The sequence below is a fragment of the Pseudomonas mendocina genome, assembly GCF_003008615.1.
GTDB classification, from domain to species: Bacteria; Pseudomonadota; Gammaproteobacteria; order Pseudomonadales; family Pseudomonadaceae; genus Aquipseudomonas; species Aquipseudomonas mendocina_C.
In genome coordinates, this window is the sequence record NZ_CP027657.1 from 685152 (window position 1) to 710767 (window position 25616).

A 25616-nucleotide genomic window follows, 5' to 3' on the forward strand; every position below is an offset into this window, starting at 1 on the left:
AGATCGTCAGCCGAGCTTAGTCGGCGCCGTGGCGAACGGCACCCGACGAAAGTGCGGGTCTTTCAGAATCGGCCGTGTCGCCCCGCGCCGTCACGAAAACGACGCGCGCCCGCCTGCGTCTCGCCACTGCCCACCACTGCCATCCCACCCTCGAATTCGGCGCGCAGCGCCGCGTCCAAGGGCAGCGACCATTGCCCGTGAACACTGGCGCGGTCGGCGAGCATGCAGCGCTGCGGAAAGGCCGCGATCTGCGCTGCCAGCGCCTGTGCCAGCAACAATGCCTGCCCTGGCTCGCAGACACGGTTGACCAGTCCCATCTGCAAGGCTTCATCGGCCTCGACCGGGCGCCCAGTGAGAATCAGATCCAGCGCCCGCCCTTGGCCAATGAGGCGAGGCAAACGCACTGTGCCACCGTCGATCAGGGGCACACCGAAGCGCCGGCAGAACACCCCAAGGATCGCATCGCTGGCCATCACTCGCAGATCCGCGAGCAACGCCAATTCAAGGCCACCGGCCACCGCGTGGCCCTCGATGGCGGCGATCAACGGCTTGCCCAGGAGCATGCGACTCGGCCCCATCGGCCCGTCACCCTCGACCTCCAGCCGATTGGCACGCGCACCACCTTCGGCGACGGCAGCAAGGTCAGCCCCCGCGCAGAAGGTGCCAGCCGCGCCACTCAACACTGCGACACGCGCCTGCTCGTCCGCCTCGAAGGCGCGCAGGGCATCGGCCAGAGCATGCGCCGTGGGGCGATCCACTGCATTGCGCACCTGGGGTCGATCGATGATCAGGGTGGTGACCGGGCCATGCTGCTCGATGATCACGGACATCTCGTTGCCTCCACCAAAAAGAAAAGGCCGGCATCGCTGCCGGCCTTCTACCCTATTGCGTCGCCAAGGCGGCGTCAGCCCCGTTGGCCGATCAGAGGGCGTACTTCTGCAGATTCGCCATCATTTCCTTGAGTGCCTCGACGTTATCGGCCGGATGCGCCGCGCCATCGAAATCACAGATGCGCTGCCACTGCGCGGCGACATCTTCCGGCGCGAAACCGGCCTTGGGATCGAAGCCAGCCCCCAGGCTACGCTCCCAGCGAACCTTGCCGACCCAACCACCACCGACCTCGAACAAGCCACCGGTGTCCTGGCAGGCGTCGCTGCCGAGATAAACCACCAACGGGCTGATCAACTCGGGCTTGAGCTGCTCGAATACCTGTGGCGGGATCAATCCTTCGGTCATGCGCGTGGCACCGGTAGGTGCGATGGCATTGACCAGAATGTTGTTCTTGCGGCCTTCGATGGCCAGCGTACGGGTCAGACCATAGAGGCCAAGCTTGGCCATGCCATAGTTGCTCTGGCCGAAATTGCCGTAGATGCCGGAGGTAGAAGAAGTGAAGATCACCCGACCGTAATTCTGTTCGCGCAGATGAGGCCAGGCGGCGTGGGTGGTCTTGTAGGCACCTTCGACGTGCACCTTGTAGACCAGATCCCAGTCGGCGTCCTCCATCTTATGGAAGCTCTTGTCACGCAGGATGCCGGCGTTGTTCACCAGCACATCGATGCGCCCGAAGTGATCCAGCGCGGTCTGCACGATCTTGTCGCCATCGGTCACCGAATCGTGGTTGGCCACGGCACTGCCGCCAAAAGCCTTGATCTCTTCCACCACCTTGTCCGCGGCCGAGGCGTTAGCGCCCTCACCGTGAGTACTGCCGCCCAGGTCGTTGACCACTACCTTCGCGCCATGACGAGCGAACAGCAGTGCATGGGCGCGACCGAGGCCACCACCAGCACCGGTGACTATCACCACTTGATCTTCGAAACGGATGGCATCACTCATCGACTGGCTCCTCGGGGCAGATTGGCAATGCCCCCGAGTGTCCGGCAGCGTCGCGTGCTCCACAAGAGCGCGCGACCTGCCTGAATGACGACTGATAATGCGACGTTATAGGCCGTCAGTTGCCCGAACCGGAGCCAGAGCCGGCCCCATTGCCATCGCCACCAGTGCCACCGTCACCATTGCTGCCGCCCGGATTGCCATCGGTACCCGGACCACCGCCAGCAGGAGGAAGACCGTAGCCATCGCTATCTTCGCCACCCGGGGTAGTCGGCGCCTGCGGGTCGGTTGGTGCAGGCATGGTAGGCCCACTACCATCGGTATCTGGGTCATTAGCTGCGAATGTAGGCAGTGCTACGGCGCTCAGCATGCCACCCAGCAGTAGCGCGGATAATGTCTTGTTCATGACGTACCTCGATTGTTGGTGAGTTACAGTTTTAGTGAGTCACCAGGGTCGAGATTGGTTCGACAAAAATGATCGGCGGCCACTTGCCAGCTGGCGGGTGAGACCGGCAGCAGCATTGGACGCCGTGAAGACTGGAAGCCGTGAAAGTGGTTGGTCAGGCGGGACGAATCAGGCTCAGATGGTTGTACAGGTGCATCACGTGCGCCTCGGCATATTCGGCATGATCGAGCGCACCGTAGGCGAAGTGAGGTTGTAGTTCGCCCTCGTAACTGGCGAAGCGTTCGAAGGCCGCTTGCAGGCGCTGCAACGCCAGTTCCTGGCTAGCCGGTTCGGCCAGCGGCGCGGCACCTGGAATGACCTCGTCGAGCGGATGACGCATGGCCCCACGAGCACTGAACACGGCAAAGGCGGCCGGCCCAACGCTGTGCCGAAACCAGGCAGGCTTCAGCTCGGGATAACCGTCCATGGAGTACTCGATGCTCTGTGCGCAATGATTGAACACTTCTTTCGGGCTCCAGCCACGGCTGCTGAGCAGGGCTCGTCCGTGCAATTCATCGAGCACCTGACGCGCCCCCTCCAGGCTGACGGCCGCCGGCCGCGGGCTGGTCGGTAACGCCCAGAAACCGACGCCCAGAGCCGCCACACCGCCGACAGCGGCGCCTTTCAACAGAGTACGCCTACGCATCATTACTCCTTGTTCCATGAACAAACTGCAGATAGTGCTCCAGCACTTGCTGCGGCGCCTCGAGCTGTGGGTAATGGCCAATATCGTCCAGCAGGATCGTGTCGGCATTGGCTATCAACTCGCGATAGCGCGCCACCATATGCGCACCGGAGATCGGATCAAACGCGCCATCGATCACCCGCATCGGCACCGTCGTCGCCTGCATCGCCGTCACCCAGCGCTCACGCTGTTGGCGCCGCTCGGGCATGTAACGGATCAGCCGGTGCATCACTGCAGGGCCATTGTTGTATTTCACCAGTTGCCAGAGAGCGTCCAGTTCAGCATCGCTGGCCTGCGAGCGCGGGCCAAAGATACGGGCGAAACTCTGCGCCAGCTTGTGCCGCGAGAACAGACGACCGATCAGGGGCCCAAGCGGTCCCAGCAACAATTTCTGTACACGCACCGGATGGTGAGTCTCGGGAAACAGGCCGCCGTTGAGAAACACGCAACTGGCCAGCTTCACTCGCCCCTCCTGGTGCCGGGCAATCATTTCCTGCGCCACACTGTCGCCATAGTCGTGCGCCAGCACATGCAAGGGCCGCTGCTCGCCGATGTGCGCCAGCAACGCCTGTTGCAGATCCGCCTGCTCCAGCAGGCTGTAATCATGGCCGCGAGGCTTGGCGGAATAACCGAAGCCAAGCATGTCGCAGGCGATCACTCGGTAGCGCTCGGCCAGTGGTGCCCACAGGTAGTGCCAATCCCAGCTCGCGGTAGGGAAACCGTGGATCAGCAACAACGGTTCAGCGTCTTCAGCACCGGCTACCCAGTAGCGGATAGCGTGTCCGCGAAAGTCCATTGCAAGACCCCGAGCATGCCAGTCATCCAGGGCAATGCCTGGCAACTTGCTCACTGGTCGTAGCCCGGCATCTGCTGATCGAGTTTGCGCAACAGCGCCGGCCAGGGCAGTGAACCGCCCATGCCCTGCGGGCTCTTCATCACCCCGGCGATCATCGCTTGAGCGCCATCGAGAATCTGCTGAGGGATATGGATCAGTTCCGAACCGCCACTCTGCGCCATCACCTGAATCTCGCAGGCACGCTGCAGGATGAACATGCCGAGGAAGGCATCGGCGATGCTGCCGAAAGCCGTGAGCAGGCCATGATTGGGCAGAATCATGAAGTTCTTCTCACCCAGGTCAGCCTGCAGGCGCGCCTTCTCGTCATGGTTCAGCGCCACACCCTCGTAGCCGTGATAGGCCAGGCTGGCGAGCACGAACAGCGACTGCTGCGAGAGCGGCAGCAACCCCTGCTTCTGCGCCGAAACGGCGATACCTGCCGTGGTGTGGATATGCAGCACGCAGCCAACATCGTGACGCACCTCATGCACAGCACTGTGGATGGTGTAACCGGCCGGGTTGATGTCGAACGGGCTGTCCATCAGCTTGGTGCCCGCCAGGTCGACCTTCACCAGGCTGGATGCGGTGATTTCGTGGAACATCAGCCCATAGGGGTTGATGAGGAAATCTTCGGTGCCCGGCACCTTGGCGGAAATATGGGTGAAGATCAGATCGTCCCAGCCGTACAGGGCGATCAGCCGATAGCAGGCAGCCAGGTCGACACGGGCGCGCCATTCGGCTTCAGACACTTGGTTCTTCACGGCAGGGAGCTTCAGCGGAGCGTTCACGGCGGTCACCTCGATATTCTTGTTGGTCGGTGGTGTCCGCAGTCTAGCCCGGCCGCTGACGGGCGATAGTCGCTCTGGCAGCCATCTTGATGACCTTGCGAGTCACGAAACCGATGACGCGTGGCGCGATAAGCCGATATTCGCCGCTCTTATCGTCAGGACGGCGCAGGCAGGTGCGCATGAAGTACCCTGCCCGTCCTTGATCGCTCAGCCCTGCAAGGCCACAGCAAGTTCCTGCAGCCAGGGCTCGGCATCGGTTTCAGGCGTGACGGTTTCACTGGAGTCCAGACGCAGCATTTCGACCACCTCGCGCAGCCCCAACTCGGCATAGAGTTCGCGGATCAGCTCGCCGCCACCACAGAAGGTGTCGTAACTGGAATCCCCCAGCGCCAGCACCGCGCCCGGCAAACCACTCCAGGCTGGCAAACGGTCGCGAATCTCGCTGTACAGCGGCAGCAGATTGTCGGGTAGCTCACCCATGCCCGTGGTCGAGGTCACGGTGAGAAAGGCATCGGGCGCGAAGGCCAGCAGTTCGTCCAGGCTCATGTTCGATTTGTGCCAGGCCTCCAGGCCAGCAGCCTTGAGTTGACGTTCGGCGTGGCGGGCGACTTCTTCTGCGGTGCCGTAGACCGAACCCGAGAGGATGGCGATTTTCATGACAACTCCGGAAACAGGGAAAAACGCCGCGCATTATGCCGCAAGTGGACAGCCCGACCCGATGTTTTAGAATGCAGCGCATATCTCTCGCGGAATTGTCCTCATGATCAATGCCAAGCTGCTGCAACTGGTAATCGATGCCTCCAACGACGGAATCGTGGTGGCCGAGCAGGAGGGTGAAGACAACATCCTGATCTACGCCAATGCAGCGTTCGAACACCTGACCGGTTATCCCTGCGACGACATCCTCTACCAGGACTGCCGCTTCCTGCAGGGAACCGACCGTGCTCAGGTTGGCCTGCAGGCCATTCGTGACGCGGTGCGCGAGCAGAAACCCTGCCGCCAGATCATCCGCAACTACCGCAAGGACGGCAGCGCCTTCTGGAATGAACTGTCGATCACTCCGGTATTCAACGAAGGCGACCAATTGACCTATTACATCGGTATACAGAAGGACGTCACCGAGCAGGTGGAAGCTCAGCAGCGTATACGGGAGCTGGAAGCCGAGGTCGCGGCGCTGACCGCCGAGCTGGCACGTTTGAAAAGCTGACGAACGTACAAAACTATCGTCGCGCGGCGGGGTCTGAATGGTTTGCAACCCTATGCAGTACCTATCATGCAAAGCGATCCGCTGCTGACTCAGGACGAACTGGACTACATCCAGAAGATCCTTTCCACCTCCTCGCGCAGGCGCCGTCCCAGTACGGCGCCACAGTTGGCCATTGGGGAACAGCTGAGCGAACTACTCAGCCGTCTGGGCAATCAAGAGCAACTGAGCCTGGACACTCACCGCGACGACCAGCACCTGAGCTTTCCGCTGCATCTGATTCAGGATGAACAGAGTCATTCGCGCCTGGAATTGGGCGCACCGTTGATCTTCGAACACGGGGTCAATGAGCGACCCTGGCGGCTGGAGCTGCCGGCACCACTGACCTTGCTCGACAGCGACGATCGTCCCAGCGGCTTACAAGCCATGGAACTATCGCACAGCGGCATGCTTGTGCATTACGGCAAGCCAGGCAGCCCGGCCAAGGATCAGTTGCTGCAACTGATGCTGCCGCAACAGCGCCGCGTGCAGTTGCGTGCACGCCTGGTGCGTCGCCTCAGCCAGGCGCGCTATGCCTATAGCCTGACGACCCTGCATGCGGAAGATGAGCAGACGCTACGCCAGTACCTTTTCGAGCAACACAGCGACCTTCAGCATCGCCCCGCAACGATTGGTTGAAAGCCCCGCTCAGGTGTCGAGGTGACCGGCGAGAAACTGCTGCAAACGCCGCTGCATCAGTCGCCCTTCATTGCCCAGGCAGGCAATGGGTGAACCCGCCAGGCTTTCTTCGGCAAGATCGGAGCTGTCGCCGGCCAGCAACAACGGGCATTCCAATGCCAGTGCCAGGCGTGAAAGCTGGCGTGGAAAATCCTCGCCTGGCGGTTGATTGCTGAACAGCACCAGCGCCTGCGGCTGCATCCGCTCGCAGATCAGCGCCAGATCCTTCAAAGGGACGCCCGGCCCCATCAGCGTCACATCGGAGTCCTGGTTGCTCAGCAGCAAGGCTGCTACCAGCAACTCCAGCTCACGGCACTGCCCCGGCAGCGATGCGAGCAGGATGCGATCACGCGACTCATCACGGCCCAACTGCAAACGCTGCCAGCAGCGTCCTCTGAGAAAGCCGTCGAGCAGAAGCCATTCACCACGCTGACCAACGTCATCCTGACGCAACAATAGCTCCTGCCACAGCGGCATCAGGATGTCCTGAAACACCACTGCCAGTGGATAGCAGGAGAAAATCTGGCCGTACAACCGTTCAAGGCGCGGCTCGTCGAAGTTCTCCAAGGCACGACGCAACTGCTCCTGCCACTGGCTCCAGTCATCGCTGCTGACTTCGTCGTAAGCCGGTGTCGCGACACTACGGCTGGCGACGCTCTTGGCCAGGATCGAGCCGACCTTGCTGACTGCGACGCCACGCTCGATCCACGCCAGGATGCTGCGCACGGCATCGATATCGGCTTGCGAGTAAAGACGGTGACCGCTGTCGGTGCGGGTCGGCTGGATCAAGCCGTAACGCCGTTCCCAGGCTCGCAAGGTGACAGGGTTGACGCCCGTCAGCCGCGATACTTCACGGATCGGAAACAGTTCTTCCTGCTTCAGCGCACTGGAAATGGGTGATCTGGCACCGGCAAATTCGGACATGGCATGAGCATCACAGCAGACGGGAATCGCCGCATTGTACAGCAGGCGTTCAAGCTGCCAACTTCGCACCGCCTGCAAGCACGGTGCACGATCAGGGTGCATCTGCTTCGATCCTCACCAGCCGCATGACAGCTCGCGGGCAGGCCATCACATGGCGCTGGCGCTTTCGCAGAAAATGGGAATAATCCTTGCTGCATATTTACTGAGCGCATTACCCCGCGCTCAGTACCGCCCACGGCACCACCCCTGCCCCGGGCCACATTCGAGGAGATACACAATGTCCCCCGTTACGCTCATGGTGGCGCGTCGCGTTGCCAACGGCCGCTATCACGACTTCATCGCATGGCTGCGTGAGGGTGAACACCTGGCCACCGATTTCCCTGGTTATCTCGGTTCCGGCGTCCTGGCGCCCCCCGCCGGCGATGACGAATTCCAGATCGTATTCCGCTTCAGCGACGAACAGACCATGGCAGCCTGGGAGCACTCGGCTTCTCGCCAGGCCTGGCTCGCACGCGGCACTGGCCTGTTCGCCCAACCGCAGGAGAAGCGCGCCGTAGGCCTCGATGCCTGGTTCGGCAGCGCCCACCGGCAAACGCCGCGCTGGAAACAGAGCGTGGCCATCTGGCTGGCCTTCTTCCCGGTTTCGCTGGCCTTCAACCTGCTGTTCGGCCCCTGGCTGAGCGACCTGTCGCTGGTCACGCGCGTTCTGCTTTCCACCCTGGCACTTACACCGCTGATGACCTATCTGTTCATCCCGCTGTCCACACGCCTGCTGGAGCCATGGCTACAAGGCTCCAGCGCACCTCGGCTGAGCAAACGCGCGGCCAGCATTGGCAAATCCTGAAAGTTCTCGCCTCGTCATCGGCCAGCCTCGTGCTGGCCGATTCGTTTCTACAAACCGCCAAAACCTGTACAAAATATAAAAATCGTATAGATAAAGTACAAACAGGCATTTCCCCGATTCGCAGCAAAAGTCGTTTAAAGACAGGAAAATAGCGCCATGCGAGGCTCCTTCGAGCAAATCCTCACGCTTCGCATGGTTGTACAAGTCGTAGCACTGGTATAGCTTTATTGGCGATCTGCCAGAAGAGCATTATCGCAAGAGCGTGACATCTGGCCCTCATCTTCCCTGCACGAGTCGCCCATGAGCGCTGCCAGCTTTCCCATCCTGATCACCGGCGCCGGCCAGCGAATCGGCCTGTACTGCGCCGAGCGTCTGCTCGATGACGGCCAGGCGGTGATCATCAGCTACCGCCAGGAGCGCGACAGCATTGCCCGCCTACGCGAACGCGGCGCCATCGCCTTGCAGGCAGATTTCAGCGATGAAGCGGGCATCCTCGCCTTCATCGAGCACGTGAAAAGCCATTGTTCAGGACTGCGTGCCATCGTGCACAACGCGTCGCAGTGGCTGGCCGAAACACACGGTGAAGAAGCCGATGTCTTTCGCCAGCTGTTCAGCGTGCACATGCTCGCGCCCTACCTGATCAACCTGCATTGCAGCGAGTTGCTGCTGCGTTCGGAGCACGCGGACATCGTCCATGTCAGCGACGACGTGGTACGCAAGGGCAGCGCCAACCGCCCGGCCTATTGCGCCAGCAAGGCCGGCCTGGAAAGTCTGACGCTGTCCTTCGCTGCGCGCCTGGCACCTCGCATCAAGGTCAACGGCATCGCCCCGGCGTTGCTGATGTTCAACGAAGGCGACGACCAGGCATACCGCAGCAAGACCCTGGCCAAATCGGCACTCGGCATCGAGCCCGGCCCGCAGGTTTTCTACCAGAGCCTGCGCTACCTGCTGGACACCCCCTATCTGACCGGCACCACCCTTACCCTCAACGGCGGCCGCCACCTCAAGTGAGGCCAGCCCCAGGACACAGCCATGAGCGAACCTCTTTCCCAGCAATACCGCGAGATTCTTGTAGGCCTCGGTGAAAACCCCGAGCGCGAGGGCCTGCTCGACACGCCGAAACGTGCGGCCAAGGCCATGCAGTACCTCTGCCACGGTTATCAGCAGTCACTGGAAGAAATCGTCAACGGCGCACTGTTCGAGTCGGACAACGACGAGATGGTGATCGTCAAGGACATCGAGCTGTATTCGCTGTGCGAGCATCACCTGCTGCCCTTCATTGGCAAGGCGCATGTCGCCTACATCCCGACCGGCAAGGTGCTTGGCCTGTCCAAGGTGGCACGGATCGTCGACATGTTCGCCCGCCGTCTGCAGATCCAGGAGAACCTCACCAAGCAGATCGCCGATGCCGTGCAGAGCGTCACCAACGCCGCAGGCGTTGCCGTGGTGATCGAAGCCAAGCACATGTGCATGATGATGCGCGGGGTAGAAAAGCAGAACTCGGTCATGAGCAGCTCGGTGATGCTCGGCGCCTTCCGCGAGTCCTACAATACCCGCCATGAATTCCTGCAACTGATCGGACGGAACAACTAATGCCGCGACTGGAACCCGGAATGGCGCGCATCCGCGTCAAGGATCTGCGCCTGCGCACCTACATCGGCATCAAGGAAGAGGAGATCAACAACAAGCAGGACGTGCTGATCAACCTGACCATTCTCTATCCGGCCGTCGATGCCGTGCAGGTCAACGACATCGACCACGCCCTGAACTACCGCACCATCACCAAGGCGATCATCGCTCACGTCGAGGGCAATCGCTTCGCCCTGCTCGAACGCCTGACCCAGGAGATTCTCGACCTGGTGATGGCCAATCCGGCAGTGCGCTACGCCGAGGTGGAAGTGGATAAACCGCATGCCCTGCGTTTCGCCGAGTCGGTGTCGATCACCCTGGCCGGGCACCGCTGACGGCTTGCTGGCCTCGAAACGCGCTCTTATCATCGCCGCCAACCCCCGCCCCGGAGAGCCCAGCATGACCGAGCAAGAACGCCTCGAACTGGAAGCCGCAGCCTTCCGTGCCCTGGTGCAGCACCTGCGTGATCGCACTGACGTACAGAATATCGAGCTGATGAACCTGGCCGGTTTCTGCCGTAACTGCCTGTCGAAGTGGTACAAGGCCGCCGCTGATGATCTTGGCGTCGAAGTGAGCATCGACCAGGCCCGCGAAACCGTGTACGGCATGCCCTATGCCGACTGGAAGGCCAAACACCAGAAAGAAGCCTCGGCCGAACAGAAAGCCGCATTCGAAAAAGGAAAACACGCATGACCGCCCTCACCGACCTGCGCAGTCGCTTGCAGCAGGACGACTACGCCTTCAGCGAAACCCTGGCCTTCGTCGCCGAGCACTATGACTATCAGCCCAGCGCCTTTCGCAATGGAGACGTGGAAAACGCTGCCGGGCAGAACGAAGGCTCGTGCAAGACACTGGGCCTGGCCCTGCTCGAGGGGTTCAGCCAGGACGAAGCACTGCGTGCCTTCGGCGAACACTATCGCAGCGTAGTGGCCACGCCGAACGGCAGCGATCACGGCAATATTCGCGCCTTAATGACCCACGGCCTGGAAGGTGTGGCGTTCGAGCAACAGCCGCTCAAAGCCAAGCAATAGCGCAAAAACTTGCGCAACTGTCGGCAAAGGCTGACAGACATCACTTCGCCACCACGCTATGCTGCGCGCCACAACACATCATGGAACACGAGGGAACGTGTTCTGCGCGCAGCTGCCGCCTCTCCCTCCTGTTTCGCGCTCGGCATGGAGTCGTCCGATGCAGCAAACCCTGGTATGGAAACCCTGGTACACCGCCGGCGTGGAAACGCTGCGCCTGAGTCAGGATGCCAACGGCATTCACGCTACCAGCCATCTCATGCAGGTCATCAAGGGCAACAGCATCGTTGCCAACTACCTCATCGATTGCGATACGCGCTGGCGCTTCCGCCGCCTCTGGCTCAAGGTGGACAACCACGGTCAGCGCAGCTTGTGCCTGCATCGCGATCTGCGCGGCAACTGGCTGCTCGACGGCCAACCTCGACCCGACCTGCTCGACTGCCAACACGTCATGCTGTCGGCTTCGCCCTTCACCCATACCCCGCCACTGCAGCGCAGTGCGTTGGAGACCGGGCAGAGCGATGAAATGCAGGTCGCCTATATCGACATGCTCAGCCTCAAGATCGAACCGCGTCAGCAGCGCTACCAGTGTCTACGCCGTCGCCCTGGCGAAACGCTCTACCGCAGCCAGGCCGAGGGCAGTCCTCAGACAGAGTTGTGCGTCGACGACCAGGCCCTCTTGCTCAAGGCCAACGAACACTACCTGCGCCTGAGCCAGCGTGATCTGAAAGTCAGCGCGCTGGTGTAACACGCCTCACCTGTGCGCACCGCGAATACGGCTGAACCTGCCTGGTGCGCGCAGCGCACACTACGCAAAGCCAGGGCACGCGCCACTCAGATGGGCAACTGCCCAAACGCCCAGCGCAGCAGAAAGAACACCAGAAAACCGCCGCCGATGGTCGCCAGCAGATGGCGACTGAGAGCGGCGATGGCAATGGCCGCCAGGCCTGCCAGCAAATAGGCGTTATCCCAGCGCAAGGCCCAGTTCTGCCCATCAGGCAGCAGCATTCCGGGCACCACGATGGCCGTCAGCACGGCGGTCGGCACGTAATGCAGTCCCTGCCGGATCAACGGTGGAAAACGTAGATCAGGGAAGGCGAACAGGCTGTAGCGGGTAACGAAGGTGATCGCCAGCATGCCCAGGATCAGCAACCAGATATCCATCAGACCAGTTCCTCCAGCAAGACCGGCTTGCGCCGCTCCAGCCATACGCCGACCACGATGCCACTGGCCGCGGCAGCCATCAGCCCGAGCTTGTATGGCAACGGATGACAAGCCAACGCCACAGCTGCTGCAACCAGCGCCGCAGCGACCTGTGGCTGGTTGCGCAGCATGGGCACGACGATGCCGATGAAGGTCGCCAGCATGGCGAAATCCAACCCCCACTCACCGATGTTCGGCACGGCCTGGCCGAACAGTACGCCGACCAGCGTGCATAACTGCCAGTTGCAGTACATCGCCAGGGCCGCGCCGAGGAAGTACCAATGCCGATAGGGCTCGGTATCGCCGCGCGCATAGCGTTGCACCACCACCGCGTAGGCCTCGTCGGTGAGCCAGAAGGCCAACGGCATGCGCCAGCGCTTGGGCAGGTGACGTACGTATGGCTGCAAGCTGGCGCTATACAGGGCATGGCGCAGGTTGACCACGAAGGTGGTCAGCAGCACCACAGCGATACCCGCGCCGCCAGCCAGCAGACTGATGGCGATGAACTGCGCCGAGCCGGCGAACACCAGTACTGACATGCCCTGCGTCTGCCAGGGATCGAGCCCGGCGGCGCCAGCCAGACTGCCAAAAATGATGCCGAAAGGCATGGCGCCGAGCAGCATCGGCAGCATATCGCGGGCGCCCTGAGTGAATTCTTGATAACGAGACATGGAACCTCCTTGGGCAGCCAAGCTTAGCCAAGTGCCCCAGGCAGGTCTTGAACGTTCTTGCTCAAATCCTCTTTACGATCTCAGACGTAGGGCGGGTGAAACCCGCCAGACAGACAGCGGCGGCGGGTTGCACCCGCCCTACGAACAGCGCTTAGAAACCCGCGGCGACGTCCCGCAACAGCGCCGGTGCGGCACCACGCTCCATCACGATGCCTTCGAGCCCCAGCAGGTCGCCCAGATCCGAATAGATGCCCCGGCCACGCTCGCTGACCTGCTTTTCGCTACCGTCGGCGCACAACAGTCGATAGTCGAAAGCGAACGGCCGTGACTCGCGCAACGCCTCCTGCACGCCGCGCCAGACCCGCTCACGATCAGCAGGGTGGATCAGCCCATTGAAGGTCAGACTCTGACTGTCGACCAGACGCTGCGCAGCGTAGCCGGTCAGTTCCAGGCACCCCGCACTGACGTACTCCATGCTCCAGTTACGGTTGTTGCGGCAGCGATAGACCATCAGCGGCAGGCCATCGAGCAGGTTGCTCAGGCTGCGATGGCGCGCCTGCAACTGCTGATGCTCGGGCATCTGCGCGCTGATATCGGCCAGGCTGGCGACGAAGCCATCTCCGTGCCGCGCCAGGCGAATCTCGACCCAACGCAATTCTCCCGTGCGATTCATGTAGCGCAGGCTGCCCACCCAGGGTGCCTCTCCATCCCGCAGGCTGTGCAAACCGAGCTGCCACAAGGGGCGATCCTCGATATGCAGAAACTGGCTGTGCTCGGCCTGCTGGCAATCGCGCAGCCGGTAGCCACTGAGCAGCTCCCAGCCGCGATTGGCCTGACGTATCAGCCCAGCGCCATCCAGATGGATCAGCGCAATCGGCAGCGCATCGAAATCCACCGACCGGCTTCCGCCACTCAACGCATCGCGCAGACGTCGCCACCCATTCATCGACACCCTCCATTGCCCTCGGGCTGGCCGCTGCGATGCGCCCAGGCCGCCAGCTCCAGGCGCGAACGCAGGTTGAGCTTGCTCAGCAGATGCTTCACATAGACTTTTACCGTGCCATCGCTGATGCCCAACTGGCGGGCGATCAGCTTGTTGCTGAAGCCCTCGGCGATCAGTGCCAGGGTCTGCCGCTCACGCTCGGTCAACTCCACGCGTTCGGCCTCCATGGCCGTCTCGCGCTCGCGCAGGCTGCTGGCGAGCAACACCGACAGCGCCGGATCGAGCCGGCCCTGGCCATGCGCGCAGGCACTCACTGCGGCCAGCAGAGCTTCCGGCTCGCTGTCCTTGAGCAGGTAGCCATCGGCGCCGGCACGCAGGGCGGCGAGCACATCGTCACGCGCTGCCGAGGCCGTCAGCACCACGACGTTCACCTCGGGCAGATCACGCTTGAACCATTCCAGCGTGGCCAGGCCATCAAGCCCGGGCATATGCAGGTCGAGCACCACCATCGCAGGGTTCAGCTCACGCGCCAGACTGATGCCTTCGCTGCCGCTGGAAACGCTACCGATCACCCGGAATTCGCCACTGGATTCGAACAGCTCCGCCAGGCCGCGGCGGAGCATCGGGTGATCATCGATCAGCAGCAGGTCGAACGGCGTATTCATGGCCGACTCCAGCGCAGATGCACCCGTGTGCCGCTACGCTTCGGCAGCGCCTCGACACTCAGCTCGGCGCCGATCGCAGCCGCACGCTCGCGCATGATGCTCAGGCCGAAGTGACCGCTGTCGGGCAAATCCTCCGGCAGACCGATGCCGTCGTCGCAGACTTCGACTTCCAGGCCACTGGCGGTCGGCCACAGACGAATACCCACCTGCCGCGCATGCGAGTGCCGCACCACATTGGCCAGCGCCTCACGCACGATCTGCAGCACCTGCAACTCGCTGTCGGCAGGCAGGCAATTTCCGGGTAGACGGTTGTCCAGGCTGAACACGCAACTGCTGCTGCGGGCGAACTCCTCCACCGAAGCTTCCAATGCCTGGCGCAGCGTGCGGCCGTCCATGGTCAGTCGCGAGCTGCTGATCAGCTCGCGCACCTGGCGATGCACACCCCGCAAGGTATCGCGCAGATCATCGAGCATCACCTCGGCCTGCCTGGCATCGCCTAGCACGCTTTGCAGGCGCGCGCTGCGAATTTGCAGATAGCCGAGCTGCTGCGCCACCGAGTCGTGAAGTTCACGCGCCAGCACACCGCGCTCGGCGCTCAACTCGCGACGACGCAGGCGGCGATCCTCGGCGAAGGCTTGCAACACCTCGCCCAGGCGCCGGGCGATATCGCGTAACTGGTTGCGCTGGCCGATACCCGGACGACCGCTGAAACCCACCAGCAGCAGCGCGCTACGCCCTTCCTCCTGCTGCAGACCGCACAAGGCCTGAAAGCGCCCCTGCTCCAGACAGCTGCGACAGAGTTGCACCACGCCGGGCAACGGCAGCTCTCCAGAATGCTCGGGACAGCTGGCGCAGGCAGTTCTCTCGCCCAACGCCCGCCAACCCGGCCCTGTGCGTTGCGGCAACAACAGACTGACGTGATCGGCCTGAAGCGCCTGCTGCAGCTGAGGCAACAATTCCAGCAACGGCCCATCACCGCCGCCCTGCTGCAACAGACGCAGCGGCAGCTCCAGCAGCGTCTGTCGATAGGCCGGGGACGCAGCGGGTCGAGGCTGTCGCTCGAGCAGCAGGGTGCGCAGCAGCAACTGGATCATCCGGCCTCCACGGACAAGGAATCGCTCTGGATCGAGCAAGTTCCATGCCCTGGCAGGACGCAGACAAAAACCACTGATAAGAAACAATATTTCCCAAAAAGAAATAACCCTCCTCTCCCGCGCGCACCATCAGAAGGCCGCCGCGCCCCTCCGCAGAGCATGTTGAGCCACGCGACTACCTCCAAGGAGGTATCCCCAATGAGCGAGTTGCGACTGGGCATCGAGCCAGTAAGGTAATTCCCAATAGGAAATTTAAATTCCTGAAATTACACATACGATTTCATACGGGAGATTCAGCATGACCACTCGCATCGCCATCATCGGCGCCGGCCCCTGCGGCCTGGCTCAGCTCCGTGCCTTCCAGTCCGCCGCGGCCAAGGGCGCGGAGCTTCCCGAGCTGGTCTGCTTTGAAAAGCAGAGCGACTGGGGCGGCATGTGGAACTACACCTGGCGCACCGGCCTGGACGAGCACGGCGAACCGGTGCACGGCAGCATGTACCGCTACCTGTGGTCGAACGGGCCGAAGGAGTGCCTGGAGTTCGCCGACTACACCTTCGACGAGCACTTCGGCCGCCCGATGGGCTCCTATCCGCCACGTGAAGTGCTGTGGGACTACATCAAGGGGCGCGTCGAAAAGGCCGGCGTGCGCAAGTACATCCAGTTCAACACTGCCGTGCGCGGGGTGAGCTTCGACGAGGCCAGCGGCCAGTTCGACGTGACCGTGCACAGCTATGACCGCGACCTCACCCGCACCGAGCGCTTCGACTACGTGGTGGTCGCCAGCGGCCACTTCTCCACGCCCAACGTGCCTTACTTCGAGGGTTTCGAGAGCTTTGCCGGGCGCGTGCTGCATGCCCACGACTTCCGCGACGCCCTGGAATTCAAGGGCAAGGACGTGCTGATCGTCGGCGCCAGCTACTCGGCCGAGGACATCGGCTCGCAGTGCTATAAATACGGCGCGCGCTCGATCACCAGTTGCTATCGCAGCGCGCCGATGGGCTACAAGTGGCCGGAGAACTGGGAGGAAAAACCGCTGCTCACGCACGTCTCGGGCAGCACGGCCTTCTTCGCCGACGGCTCCAGCAAGCACATCGACGCCATCGTTCTGAGCACCGGCTACAAGCACCACTTCCCCTTCCTGGCCGAGAACCTGCGGCTCAAGACCGACAACCGCCTGTGGCCGCTGAACCTGTTCAAAGGCGTGTTCTGGGAGGACAACCCGAAGCTGGTCTACCTCGGCATGCAGGATCAGTGGTACAGCTTCAACATGTTCGATGCCCAGGCCTGGTACGCCCGTGACGTGATCCTCGGACGCATCGCCCTGCCCGACCACGCTGCCATGCACGCTGAAGATCTGGCCTGGCGCGAAGAAGAACTGACCCTGAAGAACGCCCAGGAGATGTTCGAATTCCAGGGCAAGTACATCCAGACCCTGATCGATGCCACCGACTACCCGAGCTTCGACATCGCCGCGGTGAACCAGACCTTCCTCGACTGGAAGCACGACAAGTACGACGACATCATGGGCTACCGCAACAAGTGCCACCGCTCGCTGATGACCGGCACCCTGGCCACGCCGCACCACACCTCCTGGCTGGAGGCGCTGGACGACTCGCTCGCCGCCTACCTTTCCGATTCGCCGCAGACAGCCATAAAAGCCGTTGGCTGAAGGGAAACGGTGCGCACAGCCTAGACGGCCCCGCGACACCCTACGTCGCAGTGTGCACGCCCCCCTAGGGTGCGCCGTGCGCACCGAAAAAAGAACCAAGGTGCCTTGCATGCAGATGCCCGTGATTTCCCGGCCGCACGAGCCGGCGCTATTCGCTCGAACGCCTGGAGTGGAACGTCACCGCGTCGCCCCGGGCGGCCTGACAGTAGTCGCTCTGGAACCCGGTGACCGCATCGAGGTGATCGATATCGAAGGCGACCAACACGCCGAGCTGCTGGCCTTCACCGAGGACGGCCGTGAAGCGCTAGCGGCGCTCGGCCTGCTGTCCAGCCCCGGCGCCAACTTCATAGGCCGCCTGCTCAGCGACGGCAGCCGCGAGTCGCAGCACGTCGCCAACGGTCTGCTCAAACACCATATCGACTCACGCCACCTGCCCACGGCCGCACGCCTATGGCCAGACGGCACGCCAGCCGGTCATCAGGTGAAACTGCAGGCCAACGCAGCCCTGCTGCTGATCGTTGCCGCCCCCGGCGGACAGACGGCGGTGGACAGCCAGCAGCGCGCCAGCGAGTTGCGCCTGCTGATCCACCGCGCCAACCCATCGAGCCTGCTGATTCCAACCCTGCCGACGCCGCTGGGCGAAGTGCTCGACGAATTCACCATCAGCCCCGGCAGCGCCCGCGACTATGTGGTCGGTGCCGGCCAGTACATCCAGGTGATCGACGTCGCCGGCCGGCAATGCTCGGACTTCGTCGCCTTCGACCGGCGCGGCCTCGATGCCGGTCGCGAGATCGACCTTGACCCCACCGTCACCCGCACCCTGAACGGCAACGCCTATCCCGGCCCCGGCCTGTTCAGCAAGTTCTTCGACCGCGACATGCAGCCGATGCTGGAGGTGCTGCGCGACACCGTCGGCCGCCATGACACCTTCGCCCTGGCCTGCACCGCACGCTATTACGAGGCGCAGGGTTACTTCGGCCACGCCAACTGCAGCGACAACATCAGTCGCGCCCTGCAAGGCCATGGTGTGCAGGGCCGTCGGGGCTGGCCGGCGATCAACTTCTTCTTCAACACCGGGGTCGATGCGCACCAGCAGTTGACTCTGGACGAGCCCTGGTCGCGCCCCGGCGACTATGTGCTGTTGCGCGCCATGAACGATCTGGTGTGCGCCAGCAGTTCCTGCCCGGACGACATCGACCCGGCCAACGGCTGGAACCCCACCGACATCCACATTCGCGTGTATTCCGACAAGGAGCGCTTCAGTATCGCCATGGCCAACCGCAAAACGCCCGACGCCGACCCGGTGCTGACCCGCGAAAGCGGCTTCCATCCGGGCACTTCCGCCCTCACCCGCCACTTCATCGATTATCGCGGCTGGTGGACGCCCACCCAGTTCGACGGTTACGGCACGCTGGCCGAATACCACGCCTGCCGCGAACGGGTGGCGGTGATGGATCTGTCTGCCCTGCGCAAGTTCGAGGTGCTCGGCCCCGACGCCGAAGCCCTGCTCAACTACTGTCTGACCCGCGACGTGCGCAAGCTGGCGGTCGGTCAGGTGGTGTACAGCGCCATGTGCTATGAGCACGGCGGCATGCTCGACGACGGCACGCTGCTGCGTCTTGGCGCGGATGCGTTCCGCTGGATCGGTGGCGAGGATCTCGGCGGCGAATGGCTGCGCCAGCAGGCCGAGAAACTGGGCATGAAGGTGTGGATCAAATCCGCCTCCGAGCAGATCCACAACATCGCCGTGCAGGGCCCGCTGAGCCGCGAACTGCTGCGGCAGATGATCTGGACACCAGGCACCCAGCCGCCGTTGGAAGAGCTGGGCTGGTTTCGTTTTCTGGTCGGCCGCCTGGACGACTACAACGGCATTCCACTGATGGTCTCGCGCACCGGCTACACCGGCGAGCTGGGCTATGAAATCTGGTGCCATCCAGGCGATGCCATGCAAGTCTGGAAGCGCCTCTGGCAACTTGGCGAACCGCTCGGCCTGGCACCCCTCGGCCTGCACGCGCTGGACATGCTGCGCATTGAGGCAGGCCTGATCTTTGCCAGCTACGAGTTCAGCGACCAGACCGATCCGTTCGAGGCCGGTATCGGTTTCTGCGTGCCCCTGAAGAGCAAGCAGGAGGATTTCATCGGCCGCGAAGCACTGCTACGGCGCAAGGAACATCCGATGCATCGGCTGGTTGGGCTGGAGCTGGAAGGCAACGAGCCGGCTGCCCATGGCGATTGCGTGCATGTCGGCCGCGCCCAGGTCGGGGTGATCACCAGCGCCACGCGCTCGCCGGTGCTGGGCAAGAACATCGCCCTGTGCCGCCTGGCGGTCGATTACTGCACGCCAGGCACCCGCGTGGAGATCGGCAAGCTCGATGGTCAGCAGAAACGCATCGGCGCCACCGTCGCTGCCGGCACCGTGGCTTATGACCCGGACAAGAGCCGGGTCAGGGCCTGACGCCGGCATGTCGCCGTAGGGTACGCCGTGCGCACAGAACCAAGCTGTGTCGAGCCCGGTGGTGCGCACGGCGCACCCTACGGGCTGACACATGCAGTAGGACGCGGCTCTTGGAAAGAGAATTGCTAGGGAACCGGGTAGCAGCTGCCAATCAGGAGGGCAGCGCTCAACGACCCCGAGGAGGATCGGCCGATGTGGTTCAGCAATACGCCCCGAAACCTGGCCAATGAACTCAACCAGTGGCTCGAGCACCTGCTCAGCCAGCGCACGCCGGCAACGGCTCGCCCGCACCTGCAGCAACAGCCGCAGTTGCTCGGCAGCCTGGAACGCCTGCAGCGTGACTGGGAGGAGCTGCAGCGCATTCGCCAGCACAGCGAACAACAGCCACCCGCGCCCTGTACCGCCGATGATTACGCGGCGCTGCAACAGCGGCTGGCCCAGGCCGAACGGCAATGTGCGCAGCTTGAAGACGAGCTGCGCGCCAGTCACGCACAGAATCAGGACGTCGCGACCGAGCGCGCCCATTGGGAAGAGGAGCGCCAGGTCTGGGAACTGACCAAGCGCACCCTGACCGAGGGCTGCTGGGCAATGAACGTAGTCAACGGCGACCCGGATCACCCGCAGAACCTGATCCGCTGGTCCGAACAGTTCCGCGAGCTGATCGGCTACAGCCGCGCCGAATTCCCCGACGGCTGGGACAGCTATTTCCAGGTGGTCAACCCGGACGATCTGAAAGCGGTGATGCAGGCCTTCAATGCCTCGATGGTGGACAAGAGCGGCGACGGTTTCTACGCCGTGGAATACCGCATGCGCCACAAGACCCGTGGCGAAGTCTGGTATCGCGAGCGTGGCCGCTGCCTGCGCGATGCCCAGGGCAAGCTGACTTACGTCACTGGCGCGGTACGCGAAATCAGCGACGAGAAGGCCGCCGCCAGCATGCACGAACGCGAGCAGGCCAGCATCCAGGCCACTTATGGGCAGATCGCCCAGGTCGCCGGGGTGATCAAGGGCATCGCCGAACAGACCAACCTGCTGGCCTTGAACGCCGCCATCGAAGCCGCCCGCGCCGGTGAGCAGGGCCGCGGTTTCGCGGTGGTCGCCGACGAGGTGCGCAACCTGGCGCGGCGCACCCAGGAATCGGTGCAGCAGATTCAAGGCATGTTGCAGAAGAACATCTGAATTACGACCCATTTTCAGGCGTGATACCGACCGAATGAGCACAAACAGGGCATTTTTTAACCAGCTGTTTCAGCCTCGCCGCAGCCACCGGGCGCTCAGCGCAAGACGACTTCTGGCACAGCTATTGCCTATTCACACAAAGAACTTTTTATAACTACAGATAAATTAAAACCCAGGGCTTAACACTTTCATTTCCACTGCCAATACCGACGAACCTTCATAAGAACAGCATCGAGGATTGATTGATGGAAGAGCAGAAGACACCCACTCTGGAAGAGCTACAGGCTCTGATAGAGATGACCAACACCCTGAACATGGAAATGTTCTACTGGTGGTGTACCGCGCTGATGATCTGCATTCACGCAGGCTTCCTGTCCTACGAGATCGGTGCATCGCGACTGAAGAACGCCCTGGCGGCCGGCGTGAAGAATATTCTCGCCTTCGGCTTCATCGTACCCAGCGTGTTCCTGCTCGGCTGGGCCGTGTACAACGCCTTCCCGGACGGTCTGGTGCCACGCATGGACGCGCTGATGGCCGGCATGCCGTGGAGTCAGTCCATGGGCCCGAACATCCAGGACAACGCCACCGGCATCTTCTGGGGCGCCTTCGCCCTGTTCGCCGCCACCACCGGTTCGATCCTCTCCGGCGCGATCATCGAGCGTGCACGGATGAGCGCCTTCATCATCATGACCATCGTCCTCGGTGGCTTCCTCTGGCTGCTCGCCGCGGCCTGGGGCTGGCACCCGGAAGGCTGGCTGACCGTGAAGTGGGGCTACCATGACGTCGGCGCCGCTGGCGTGGTGCACATGATCGCCGGCTTCTTCGCCCTTGGCGTGCTGATCAACCTGGGCGCACGCATCGGCCGCTTCAATGCCGACGGCAGCGCCAACGCCATCGTCGGTCACAGCATGCCGATGAGCGTGGTCGGCCTGATGCTGATCATCGTCGGTTTCTTCGGTTTCCTCGGCGGTTGCATCATCTACAACTCCGGCGCGCAGTGGATCAACATCTACGGCCAGCCGACCAACCTCTCGGCCTTCTCCTTCAACACCCTGATGGGCTTCGCTGGCGGCCTGATCGGCGCTTACCTGACCACTCGCGAACCCTACTGGATGATGTCCGGTGGTCTGGTCGGGATCATCTCGGTCGCACCGGGTCTGGATCTCTACCACCCCGGCCTGGCCTACCTGATCGGCATGGGCGTGTCGGCCCTGGCACCGCTGGTCAACAACCTGTTGCTCAAGTTCAAGCTGGACGACGCGGTCGGCGCCTTCGCCGTACACGGCTTCGGCGGCTTCGCTGGCCTGGTGATCAGCGGCATCTTCCTGGCCGGTTACCCGAATGTGAACGGCATGCCGGAAATCAGCTTCTTCGGCCAACTGGGCGGCGCCATCGTCATGGCCGCGCTGGGCTTCATCCCTGGCTACGCGATCTCCTACGCCCTCAAGCAGGCCGGCATGCTGCGCGTTCCGGCGCACGCCGAAGAGCGCGGTCTCGACCTGACCGAAGTACCGGCCCAGGCCTACCCGGAATGGAGTTCGATGTACGGCAGCAGCACCAGCGTCGGCAGCTCCGCGCCCGCCCCGCTGGTTGGCGAAACCAAACCGGCCTGATCAGCAAACGGCCCGTGCCACTGGGTGACGGGCCAACCTAAAGGAGCATCGCCATGAGCATCACCACTTACGACGGCGCCAGCGCCGTATTCACCTTCGCCGACAAGCCCGCCATCCTGATCTTCATCAGTCTGCTGGTGGCTGGCGTCAGCCTCTATGCGCTGGTCGCCACCATGATTCACGAGAAACACAGCTACGCCCTGCCTGACGACGAGCTGGAAAAGCTCAAGTAAGCCCTCCGGCCGGCGGCACATGTCGCCGGCTCCCTGCTTTAGATACACCACCACCGCCATGAGCCCAGGCCTCACCGAATCCCGCTCCACTGCAGCCCAGGCAAAGAAAGGCGTGGAATATCCGTGCAGCAGCAATGGCCTGGATGGTGGCCCGCTGGTCGGTACCAGCCCAACAGCAAGAGGCCGCCAGATACCCCCGTCAACAGGGCCCTACCGATCATCGGCATTCTCGGTGGGGGGACTATCCACTACGTCCATCCTTATGACTATCATATTGCCATCACGACTTGATTGAGCCGTGATCGGCGGTGTGGCCTTGCGGCCACCCAACTTCCCTCATCAACCATGGCAGCCGCCATGGAGATCGGCAAAACCTTTCGTGGACGACGCAGGATGCGGAACCGAGCGCACAGCGCAACGGTATGCGTCCCTAGCAAGCTCGTGACCGTCACTCATGCCGAAGGTGCCTTATGTCGTCGCAATCTGCCCGCTTCTCTACCCGCACCCTGATCTATGCCAGCTACGCCATCATCCTCGCGCTGATGCTGCTGCTCACTGTCGTGTCGCTGGTCAGCCTGTCTGACGTCAACGACGACTTCACTGGCTACATCAACGGCATCGACCAACGTACCCGCCTGGCCAACCAGTTGAACGATGCCGCGAAGGAACGCGCCATCGCACTGCGCAACATGGCCCTGACTCCGGATGTGGCAGCACGTGCTCAACGCCGCACGGCCATCGAGAGCCACGACCGGGCCGTGAGCGAAAAACTGGCGGAACTGCGCAAGGCCATCGACACGCACGAGGGCGTATCACCCCAGGCACGGGATCTGTTCAAACGTATCGAGCAGGTTGAAATGCGCTATGCACCGGTTGCGCGCACCATCGCCGACCATCTGTTCAAGGGTGAGGACGCCACCGCCCTGAAACTGGTGGCCGAACAATGCACGCCGTTACTCGAAGAACTCACCCAGGCCATCGAGGCCTACCTGAATTACTCCATGCAGGTCGCCCAGGGCCGGGTCACCGAGGAAGAAGCCGAATATGCGAACCAGCGCCTCGCCCTGCTGGTGATCGGCGGCATCGCACTGTTCACGGCCATCGTGCTCGGTCACTGGATCAGCCGCTACCTGCTCGGCGCCCTGGGTGCCGAACCCAGCGACCTCAACCGCATCGCACAACGCGTTGCCGAAGGCGATCTGCGCATCACGGAGAAAGCCGTGGACAGCGCCGAGAACAGCGTGCTCGCCGCCCTGCTGCGCATGCAGCAGAACCTGCGCCAGGTAACCCAGGGCATCGACAGCTCATCGCGTACCGTCGCCCATTCCAGCCAGGAACTGAGCGAGTCGAGCCTGCGCAATGCCGAAGGCGTGGCCCAGGCCCAACGTGAAGTGGAGCAGATCGTCACCGCCGTGCACGAAATGGCGGCAACGGTGCAGGACGTGGCACGCAGCGCAGAATCGGCCGCACAGGCCGCCAGCGAGGCCGACGAAGCGGCCGTGCACAGCCAGCGCAAGGCCAGCCAGGCGGTCAGCCTGATCGGCGAACTGGCGCAGGTGATCGACAGCTCCAGCGAGGCCATGGGGCGTCTGAAGACCGAAAGCAGCAACATCGGCAGCGTGCTCGACGTGATCAAGGCGGTGGCCGATCAGACCAACCTGCTGGCACTCAACGCTGCCATCGAGGCAGCACGTGCCGGCGAGGCCGGGCGCGGTTTCGCCGTGGTCGCCGACGAGGTTCGCAGCCTGGCACGGCGTACCCAGGAAGCCACCACCGAGATCGAGGGCCTGATCGCCAGCCTGCAGAAGATCGCCGACGAAACCTCGCATTACATGGAGCGCTGCCAGAACTCCAGCTCGCAGTCGGTTTCCGGTGTCTCCGAGGCCGGTGAGGCCGTGGTACGAATCGTCACCATGATCGAGCGTATCAACGGCATGAATCAGCAGATCGCCACCGCCGCCGAGCAGCAGAGCACGGTCGCCGAGCAGATCAGTCAGGGCATCGTCTCGGTGCGCGACAGCGCCGAACAGTCGGCCACGGCGTTTCGCAGCACTCATCAGGAAAGCGAGAGCCTGGCGCGTACCAGCGAGGCATTACGCGAGAACATCGCGCGCTTCCAGCTCTGACGCCAACACGCGCGGCCTGGGCTGGGCCGCGCGTACGGGTCAGCCGAGCAGGTAGTCCAGCACCCGCGCCATCAGGACATTTCCAGGCACGTATGTGCGCGGCTCTGCAGTCAGTCGTTCGGGCGTCTGTACCCATTGACCAGGCGTGAGTTCATCGGCGCATTCGGCCAGCAGGTCGGCGACGATCTGCGGCGTCATTTCCGGGTGGCATTGCAACCCGATCACCCGCCTGCCGAGCTGGAACGCCTGGTGCCGACACGCTTCACTCGACGCTAGCAGCGTGGCGCCCGCAGGCAGTTCGAAGGTTTCACCGTGCCAGTGCAGCAGCTCGACACGGTCGGGAAAGACGAAGCAGTCGTCGCCAACAGATTCGGCTCGCCATACCGGAAACCAGCCGATCTCGGCCACCGGATTGGGATGCACGCGAGCCCCCAGCGCGCTGGCGATCAACTGCGCCCCCAGGCATACCCCCAGCACGGCGACACCTGCCCCGATCGCTTCACGGAGAAACGCCTTCTCCGCAACCAACCAGGGCAACTCGGCCTCGTCGTTGACGCTCATCGGCCCACCCATTGCGACGATCAGATCGCAGCCCTGCACTGCCGGCAACCTGGCATCAGCCTCGAAGAAACGGGTGTATTCGACCGTGCAACCACGAGCCTGAAACCACTCAGCCATGCTGCCAATACCTTCGAAGGGCACGTGCTGCAATACCTGTACATGCATGTTCAACTCCTTGAGCATGGTCTGAAATAGTCGTCATTCCCGCACAGCACCTGGACTCCCGCCTTCGCGGGAGTGACGGTGTGGGGCTTTTTTCAGAGTCTCTTTACCAG

Annotated in this window: 29 protein-coding genes; 15 read left to right on the forward strand and 14 right to left on the reverse strand. The window is 62.7% G+C overall.

Translation table 11 applies throughout. The annotated features are described in order from the left end of the window. Positions 1 to 62: 62 nt before the first annotated feature. The 7 genes from C7A17_RS03255 to C7A17_RS03285 form a co-directional block, all read right to left on the reverse strand. The gene (locus tag C7A17_RS03255; protein WP_106736662.1) at positions 63 to 830 is read right to left on the reverse strand and encodes a crotonase/enoyl-CoA hydratase family protein; all 768 of its coding nucleotides are present in this window, start codon (positions 828 to 830) and stop codon (positions 63 to 65) included. 91 nt (positions 831 to 921) lie between these two features. Further along, positions 922 to 1833 (reverse strand): SDR family oxidoreductase, encoded by a 912-nt coding sequence (locus C7A17_RS03260; protein ID WP_106736663.1) that lies wholly within the window; start codon positions 1831 to 1833, stop codon positions 922 to 924. Positions 1834 to 1948: 115 nt separating this feature from the next. Then, positions 1949 to 2131 (reverse strand): hypothetical protein, encoded by a 183-nt coding sequence (locus C7A17_RS27035; protein ID WP_234035877.1) that lies wholly within the window; start codon positions 2129 to 2131, stop codon positions 1949 to 1951. A 259-nt stretch (positions 2132 to 2390) separates the two neighbouring features. Continuing rightward, complete coding sequence (locus C7A17_RS03270; RefSeq protein WP_106736665.1) at positions 2391 to 2921, reverse strand: DUF1569 domain-containing protein; 531 nt, start codon at positions 2919 to 2921, stop codon at positions 2391 to 2393. Further along, positions 2914 to 3810, reverse strand: a complete 897-nt coding sequence (locus C7A17_RS03275; protein ID WP_106736666.1) for an alpha/beta fold hydrolase — start codon at positions 3808 to 3810, stop codon at positions 2914 to 2916. Before C7A17_RS03275 ends, C7A17_RS03270 begins: the two co-directional genes overlap by 8 nt. Beyond that, positions 3807 to 4583 (reverse strand): class II aldolase/adducin family protein, encoded by a 777-nt coding sequence (locus C7A17_RS03280; RefSeq protein WP_394337062.1) that lies wholly within the window; start codon positions 4581 to 4583, stop codon positions 3807 to 3809. Before C7A17_RS03280 ends, C7A17_RS03275 begins: the two co-directional genes overlap by 4 nt. A gap of 207 nt (positions 4584 to 4790) precedes the next feature. After that, positions 4791 to 5240 (reverse strand): flavodoxin, encoded by a 450-nt coding sequence (locus C7A17_RS03285; protein ID WP_106736668.1) that lies wholly within the window; start codon positions 5238 to 5240, stop codon positions 4791 to 4793. A gap of 103 nt (positions 5241 to 5343) precedes the next feature. Between C7A17_RS03285 and C7A17_RS03290 the strand changes: the two genes are divergently transcribed. Beyond that, positions 5344 to 5790: a PAS domain-containing protein gene (locus C7A17_RS03290; protein ID WP_106736669.1), complete on the forward strand. Its 447-nt coding sequence runs from the start codon at positions 5344 to 5346 to the stop codon at positions 5788 to 5790. A gap of 66 nt (positions 5791 to 5856) precedes the next feature. After that, positions 5857 to 6465: a PilZ domain-containing protein gene (locus C7A17_RS03295; protein ID WP_106736670.1), complete on the forward strand. Its 609-nt coding sequence runs from the start codon at positions 5857 to 5859 to the stop codon at positions 6463 to 6465. Between the two features lie 9 nt (positions 6466 to 6474). Here C7A17_RS03295 and C7A17_RS03300 read toward each other — a convergent pair whose 3' ends face one another. Further along, positions 6475 to 7428: a MerR family transcriptional regulator gene (locus C7A17_RS03300; protein ID WP_106742712.1), complete on the reverse strand. Its 954-nt coding sequence runs from the start codon at positions 7426 to 7428 to the stop codon at positions 6475 to 6477. Between the two features lie 277 nt (positions 7429 to 7705). Between C7A17_RS03300 and C7A17_RS03305 the strand changes: the two genes are divergently transcribed. From C7A17_RS03305 to C7A17_RS03335, 7 genes are all read left to right on the forward strand, one after another. Then, the gene (locus C7A17_RS03305) at positions 7706 to 8272 is read left to right on the forward strand and encodes an antibiotic biosynthesis monooxygenase (RefSeq protein WP_106736671.1); all 567 of its coding nucleotides are present in this window, start codon (positions 7706 to 7708) and stop codon (positions 8270 to 8272) included. A gap of 300 nt (positions 8273 to 8572) precedes the next feature. Further along, positions 8573 to 9283, forward strand: coding sequence for a dihydromonapterin reductase (gene folM, locus C7A17_RS03310; RefSeq protein WP_106736672.1), 711 nt, complete (start codon positions 8573 to 8575; stop codon positions 9281 to 9283). A gap of 21 nt (positions 9284 to 9304) precedes the next feature. Next, the gene (folE, locus tag C7A17_RS03315) at positions 9305 to 9865 is read left to right on the forward strand and encodes a GTP cyclohydrolase I FolE (protein ID WP_106736673.1); all 561 of its coding nucleotides are present in this window, start codon (positions 9305 to 9307) and stop codon (positions 9863 to 9865) included. Beyond that, complete coding sequence (gene folX, locus C7A17_RS03320) at positions 9865 to 10236, forward strand: dihydroneopterin triphosphate 2'-epimerase (protein WP_106736674.1); 372 nt, start codon at positions 9865 to 9867, stop codon at positions 10234 to 10236. The genes folE and folX overlap by 1 nt, the downstream gene beginning before the upstream one ends. 64 nt (positions 10237 to 10300) lie before the next feature. Next, entirely contained in the window at positions 10301 to 10594 is a 294-nt protein-coding gene (locus tag C7A17_RS03325) for a DUF1244 domain-containing protein (RefSeq protein ID WP_106736675.1), read from the forward strand. Then, complete coding sequence (locus C7A17_RS03330) at positions 10591 to 10932, forward strand: HopJ type III effector protein (RefSeq protein WP_106736676.1); 342 nt, start codon at positions 10591 to 10593, stop codon at positions 10930 to 10932. Before C7A17_RS03325 ends, C7A17_RS03330 begins: the two co-directional genes overlap by 4 nt. Positions 10933 to 11089: 157 nt before the next feature. After that, positions 11090 to 11677 carry a putative glycolipid-binding domain-containing protein gene (locus C7A17_RS03335; RefSeq protein WP_106736677.1) on the forward strand — a complete coding sequence of 196 codons (588 nt, stop codon included), beginning with the start codon at positions 11090 to 11092 and terminating at the stop codon, positions 11675 to 11677. An 86-nt stretch (positions 11678 to 11763) separates the two neighbouring features. Here C7A17_RS03335 and C7A17_RS03340 read toward each other — a convergent pair whose 3' ends face one another. From C7A17_RS03340 to C7A17_RS03360, 5 genes are all read right to left on the reverse strand, one after another. Then, positions 11764 to 12093 (reverse strand): AzlD domain-containing protein, encoded by a 330-nt coding sequence (locus tag C7A17_RS03340; protein WP_106736678.1) that lies wholly within the window; start codon positions 12091 to 12093, stop codon positions 11764 to 11766. Next, positions 12093 to 12803 carry an AzlC family ABC transporter permease gene (locus C7A17_RS03345; protein ID WP_106736679.1) on the reverse strand — a complete coding sequence of 237 codons (711 nt, stop codon included), beginning with the start codon at positions 12801 to 12803 and terminating at the stop codon, positions 12093 to 12095. The genes C7A17_RS03340 and C7A17_RS03345 overlap by 1 nt, the downstream gene beginning before the upstream one ends. Before the next feature lie 151 nt (positions 12804 to 12954). After that, a complete protein-coding gene (locus C7A17_RS03350) occupies positions 12955 to 13749 on the reverse strand; it encodes a PAS domain-containing protein (RefSeq protein ID WP_106736680.1) in 795 nt (264 codons plus the stop codon). Next, positions 13746 to 14411, reverse strand: a complete 666-nt coding sequence (locus C7A17_RS03355; protein WP_106736681.1) for a response regulator — start codon at positions 14409 to 14411, stop codon at positions 13746 to 13748. Before C7A17_RS03355 ends, C7A17_RS03350 begins: the two co-directional genes overlap by 4 nt. Further along, positions 14408 to 15505 carry an ATP-binding protein gene (locus C7A17_RS03360; protein WP_106736682.1) on the reverse strand — a complete coding sequence of 366 codons (1098 nt, stop codon included), beginning with the start codon at positions 15503 to 15505 and terminating at the stop codon, positions 14408 to 14410. Before C7A17_RS03360 ends, C7A17_RS03355 begins: the two co-directional genes overlap by 4 nt. 298 nt (positions 15506 to 15803) lie before the next feature. Here C7A17_RS03360 and C7A17_RS03365 point away from each other — a divergent pair, with 298 nt between their 5' ends. The 6 genes from C7A17_RS03365 to C7A17_RS03390 all read left to right on the forward strand — a co-directional run bounded on the left by C7A17_RS03365 (position 15804) and on the right by C7A17_RS03390 (position 24780). Next, the gene (locus C7A17_RS03365; protein WP_106736683.1) at positions 15804 to 17174 is read left to right on the forward strand and encodes an NAD(P)-binding domain-containing protein; all 1371 of its coding nucleotides are present in this window, start codon (positions 15804 to 15806) and stop codon (positions 17172 to 17174) included. A gap of 109 nt (positions 17175 to 17283) precedes the next feature. Next, entirely contained in the window at positions 17284 to 19629 is a 2346-nt protein-coding gene (locus C7A17_RS03370; protein ID WP_106736684.1) for a DUF1989 domain-containing protein, read from the forward strand. Positions 19630 to 19821: 192 nt separating this feature from the next. Next, a complete protein-coding gene (locus C7A17_RS27305; RefSeq protein WP_106736685.1) occupies positions 19822 to 20808 on the forward strand; it encodes a methyl-accepting chemotaxis protein in 987 nt (328 codons plus the stop codon). Positions 20809 to 21053: 245 nt separating this feature from the next. Then, complete coding sequence (locus tag C7A17_RS03380; RefSeq protein ID WP_106736686.1) at positions 21054 to 22421, forward strand: ammonium transporter; 1368 nt, start codon at positions 21054 to 21056, stop codon at positions 22419 to 22421. Positions 22422 to 22474: 53 nt separating this feature from the next. Further along, on the forward strand, positions 22475 to 22654 hold the full coding sequence (locus tag C7A17_RS03385; protein ID WP_106736687.1) for a hypothetical protein: 180 nt from the start codon (positions 22475 to 22477) through the stop codon (positions 22652 to 22654). Between the two features lie 470 nt (positions 22655 to 23124). After that, complete coding sequence (locus tag C7A17_RS03390) at positions 23125 to 24780, forward strand: methyl-accepting chemotaxis protein (protein ID WP_106736688.1); 1656 nt, start codon at positions 23125 to 23127, stop codon at positions 24778 to 24780. Positions 24781 to 24819: 39 nt separating this feature from the next. Here C7A17_RS03390 and C7A17_RS03395 read toward each other — a convergent pair whose 3' ends face one another. After that, the gene (locus C7A17_RS03395) at positions 24820 to 25506 is read right to left on the reverse strand and encodes a type 1 glutamine amidotransferase (RefSeq protein ID WP_106736689.1); all 687 of its coding nucleotides are present in this window, start codon (positions 25504 to 25506) and stop codon (positions 24820 to 24822) included. Positions 25507 to 25616 lie beyond the last annotated feature (110 nt).

What these genes read in the sequence shown, in the direction of transcription:
- C7A17_RS03255 (WP_106736662.1), bottom strand. Translation starts at nt 830, where the DNA reads ATGTCCGTGATCATCGAGCAGCATGGCCCGGTCACCACCCTGATCATC.
- C7A17_RS03260 (WP_106736663.1), bottom strand. Translation starts at nt 1,833, where the DNA reads ATGAGTGATGCCATCCGTTTCGAAGATCAAGTGGTGATAGTCACCGGT.
- C7A17_RS27035 (WP_234035877.1), bottom strand. Translation starts at nt 2,131, where the DNA reads ATGCCTGCACCAACCGACCCGCAGGCGCCGACTACCCCGGGTGGCGAA.
- C7A17_RS03270 (WP_106736665.1), bottom strand. Translation starts at nt 2,921, where the DNA reads ATGCGTAGGCGTACTCTGTTGAAAGGCGCCGCTGTCGGCGGTGTGGCG.
- C7A17_RS03285 (WP_106736668.1), bottom strand. Translation starts at nt 5,240, where the DNA reads ATGAAAATCGCCATCCTCTCGGGTTCGGTCTACGGCACCGCAGAAGAA.
- C7A17_RS03290 (WP_106736669.1), top strand. Translation starts at nt 5,344, where the DNA reads ATGATCAATGCCAAGCTGCTGCAACTGGTAATCGATGCCTCCAACGAC.
- C7A17_RS03295 (WP_106736670.1), top strand. Translation starts at nt 5,857, where the DNA reads ATGCAAAGCGATCCGCTGCTGACTCAGGACGAACTGGACTACATCCAG.
- C7A17_RS03300 (WP_106742712.1), bottom strand. Translation starts at nt 7,428, where the DNA reads ATGTCCGAATTTGCCGGTGCCAGATCACCCATTTCCAGTGCGCTGAAG.
- C7A17_RS03305 (WP_106736671.1), top strand. Translation starts at nt 7,706, where the DNA reads ATGTCCCCCGTTACGCTCATGGTGGCGCGTCGCGTTGCCAACGGCCGC.
- folM (WP_106736672.1), top strand. Translation starts at nt 8,573, where the DNA reads ATGAGCGCTGCCAGCTTTCCCATCCTGATCACCGGCGCCGGCCAGCGA.
- folE (WP_106736673.1), top strand. Translation starts at nt 9,305, where the DNA reads ATGAGCGAACCTCTTTCCCAGCAATACCGCGAGATTCTTGTAGGCCTC.
- folX (WP_106736674.1), top strand. Translation starts at nt 9,865, where the DNA reads ATGCCGCGACTGGAACCCGGAATGGCGCGCATCCGCGTCAAGGATCTG.
- C7A17_RS03325 (WP_106736675.1), top strand. Translation starts at nt 10,301, where the DNA reads ATGACCGAGCAAGAACGCCTCGAACTGGAAGCCGCAGCCTTCCGTGCC.
- C7A17_RS03330 (WP_106736676.1), top strand. Translation starts at nt 10,591, where the DNA reads ATGACCGCCCTCACCGACCTGCGCAGTCGCTTGCAGCAGGACGACTAC.
- C7A17_RS03335 (WP_106736677.1), top strand. Translation starts at nt 11,090, where the DNA reads ATGCAGCAAACCCTGGTATGGAAACCCTGGTACACCGCCGGCGTGGAA.
- C7A17_RS03340 (WP_106736678.1), bottom strand. Translation starts at nt 12,093, where the DNA reads ATGGATATCTGGTTGCTGATCCTGGGCATGCTGGCGATCACCTTCGTT.
- C7A17_RS03345 (WP_106736679.1), bottom strand. Translation starts at nt 12,803, where the DNA reads ATGTCTCGTTATCAAGAATTCACTCAGGGCGCCCGCGATATGCTGCCG.
- C7A17_RS03350 (WP_106736680.1), bottom strand. Translation starts at nt 13,749, where the DNA reads ATGAATGGGTGGCGACGTCTGCGCGATGCGTTGAGTGGCGGAAGCCGG.
- C7A17_RS03355 (WP_106736681.1), bottom strand. Translation starts at nt 14,411, where the DNA reads ATGAATACGCCGTTCGACCTGCTGCTGATCGATGATCACCCGATGCTC.
- C7A17_RS03360 (WP_106736682.1), bottom strand. Translation starts at nt 15,505, where the DNA reads ATGATCCAGTTGCTGCTGCGCACCCTGCTGCTCGAGCGACAGCCTCGA.
- C7A17_RS03365 (WP_106736683.1), top strand. Translation starts at nt 15,804, where the DNA reads ATGACCACTCGCATCGCCATCATCGGCGCCGGCCCCTGCGGCCTGGCT.
- C7A17_RS03370 (WP_106736684.1), top strand. Translation starts at nt 17,284, where the DNA reads ATGCAGATGCCCGTGATTTCCCGGCCGCACGAGCCGGCGCTATTCGCT.
- C7A17_RS27305 (WP_106736685.1), top strand. Translation starts at nt 19,822, where the DNA reads ATGTGGTTCAGCAATACGCCCCGAAACCTGGCCAATGAACTCAACCAG.
- C7A17_RS03380 (WP_106736686.1), top strand. Translation starts at nt 21,054, where the DNA reads ATGGAAGAGCAGAAGACACCCACTCTGGAAGAGCTACAGGCTCTGATA.
- C7A17_RS03385 (WP_106736687.1), top strand. Translation starts at nt 22,475, where the DNA reads ATGAGCATCACCACTTACGACGGCGCCAGCGCCGTATTCACCTTCGCC.
- C7A17_RS03390 (WP_106736688.1), top strand. Translation starts at nt 23,125, where the DNA reads ATGTCGTCGCAATCTGCCCGCTTCTCTACCCGCACCCTGATCTATGCC.
- C7A17_RS03395 (WP_106736689.1), bottom strand. Translation starts at nt 25,506, where the DNA reads ATGCATGTACAGGTATTGCAGCACGTGCCCTTCGAAGGTATTGGCAGC.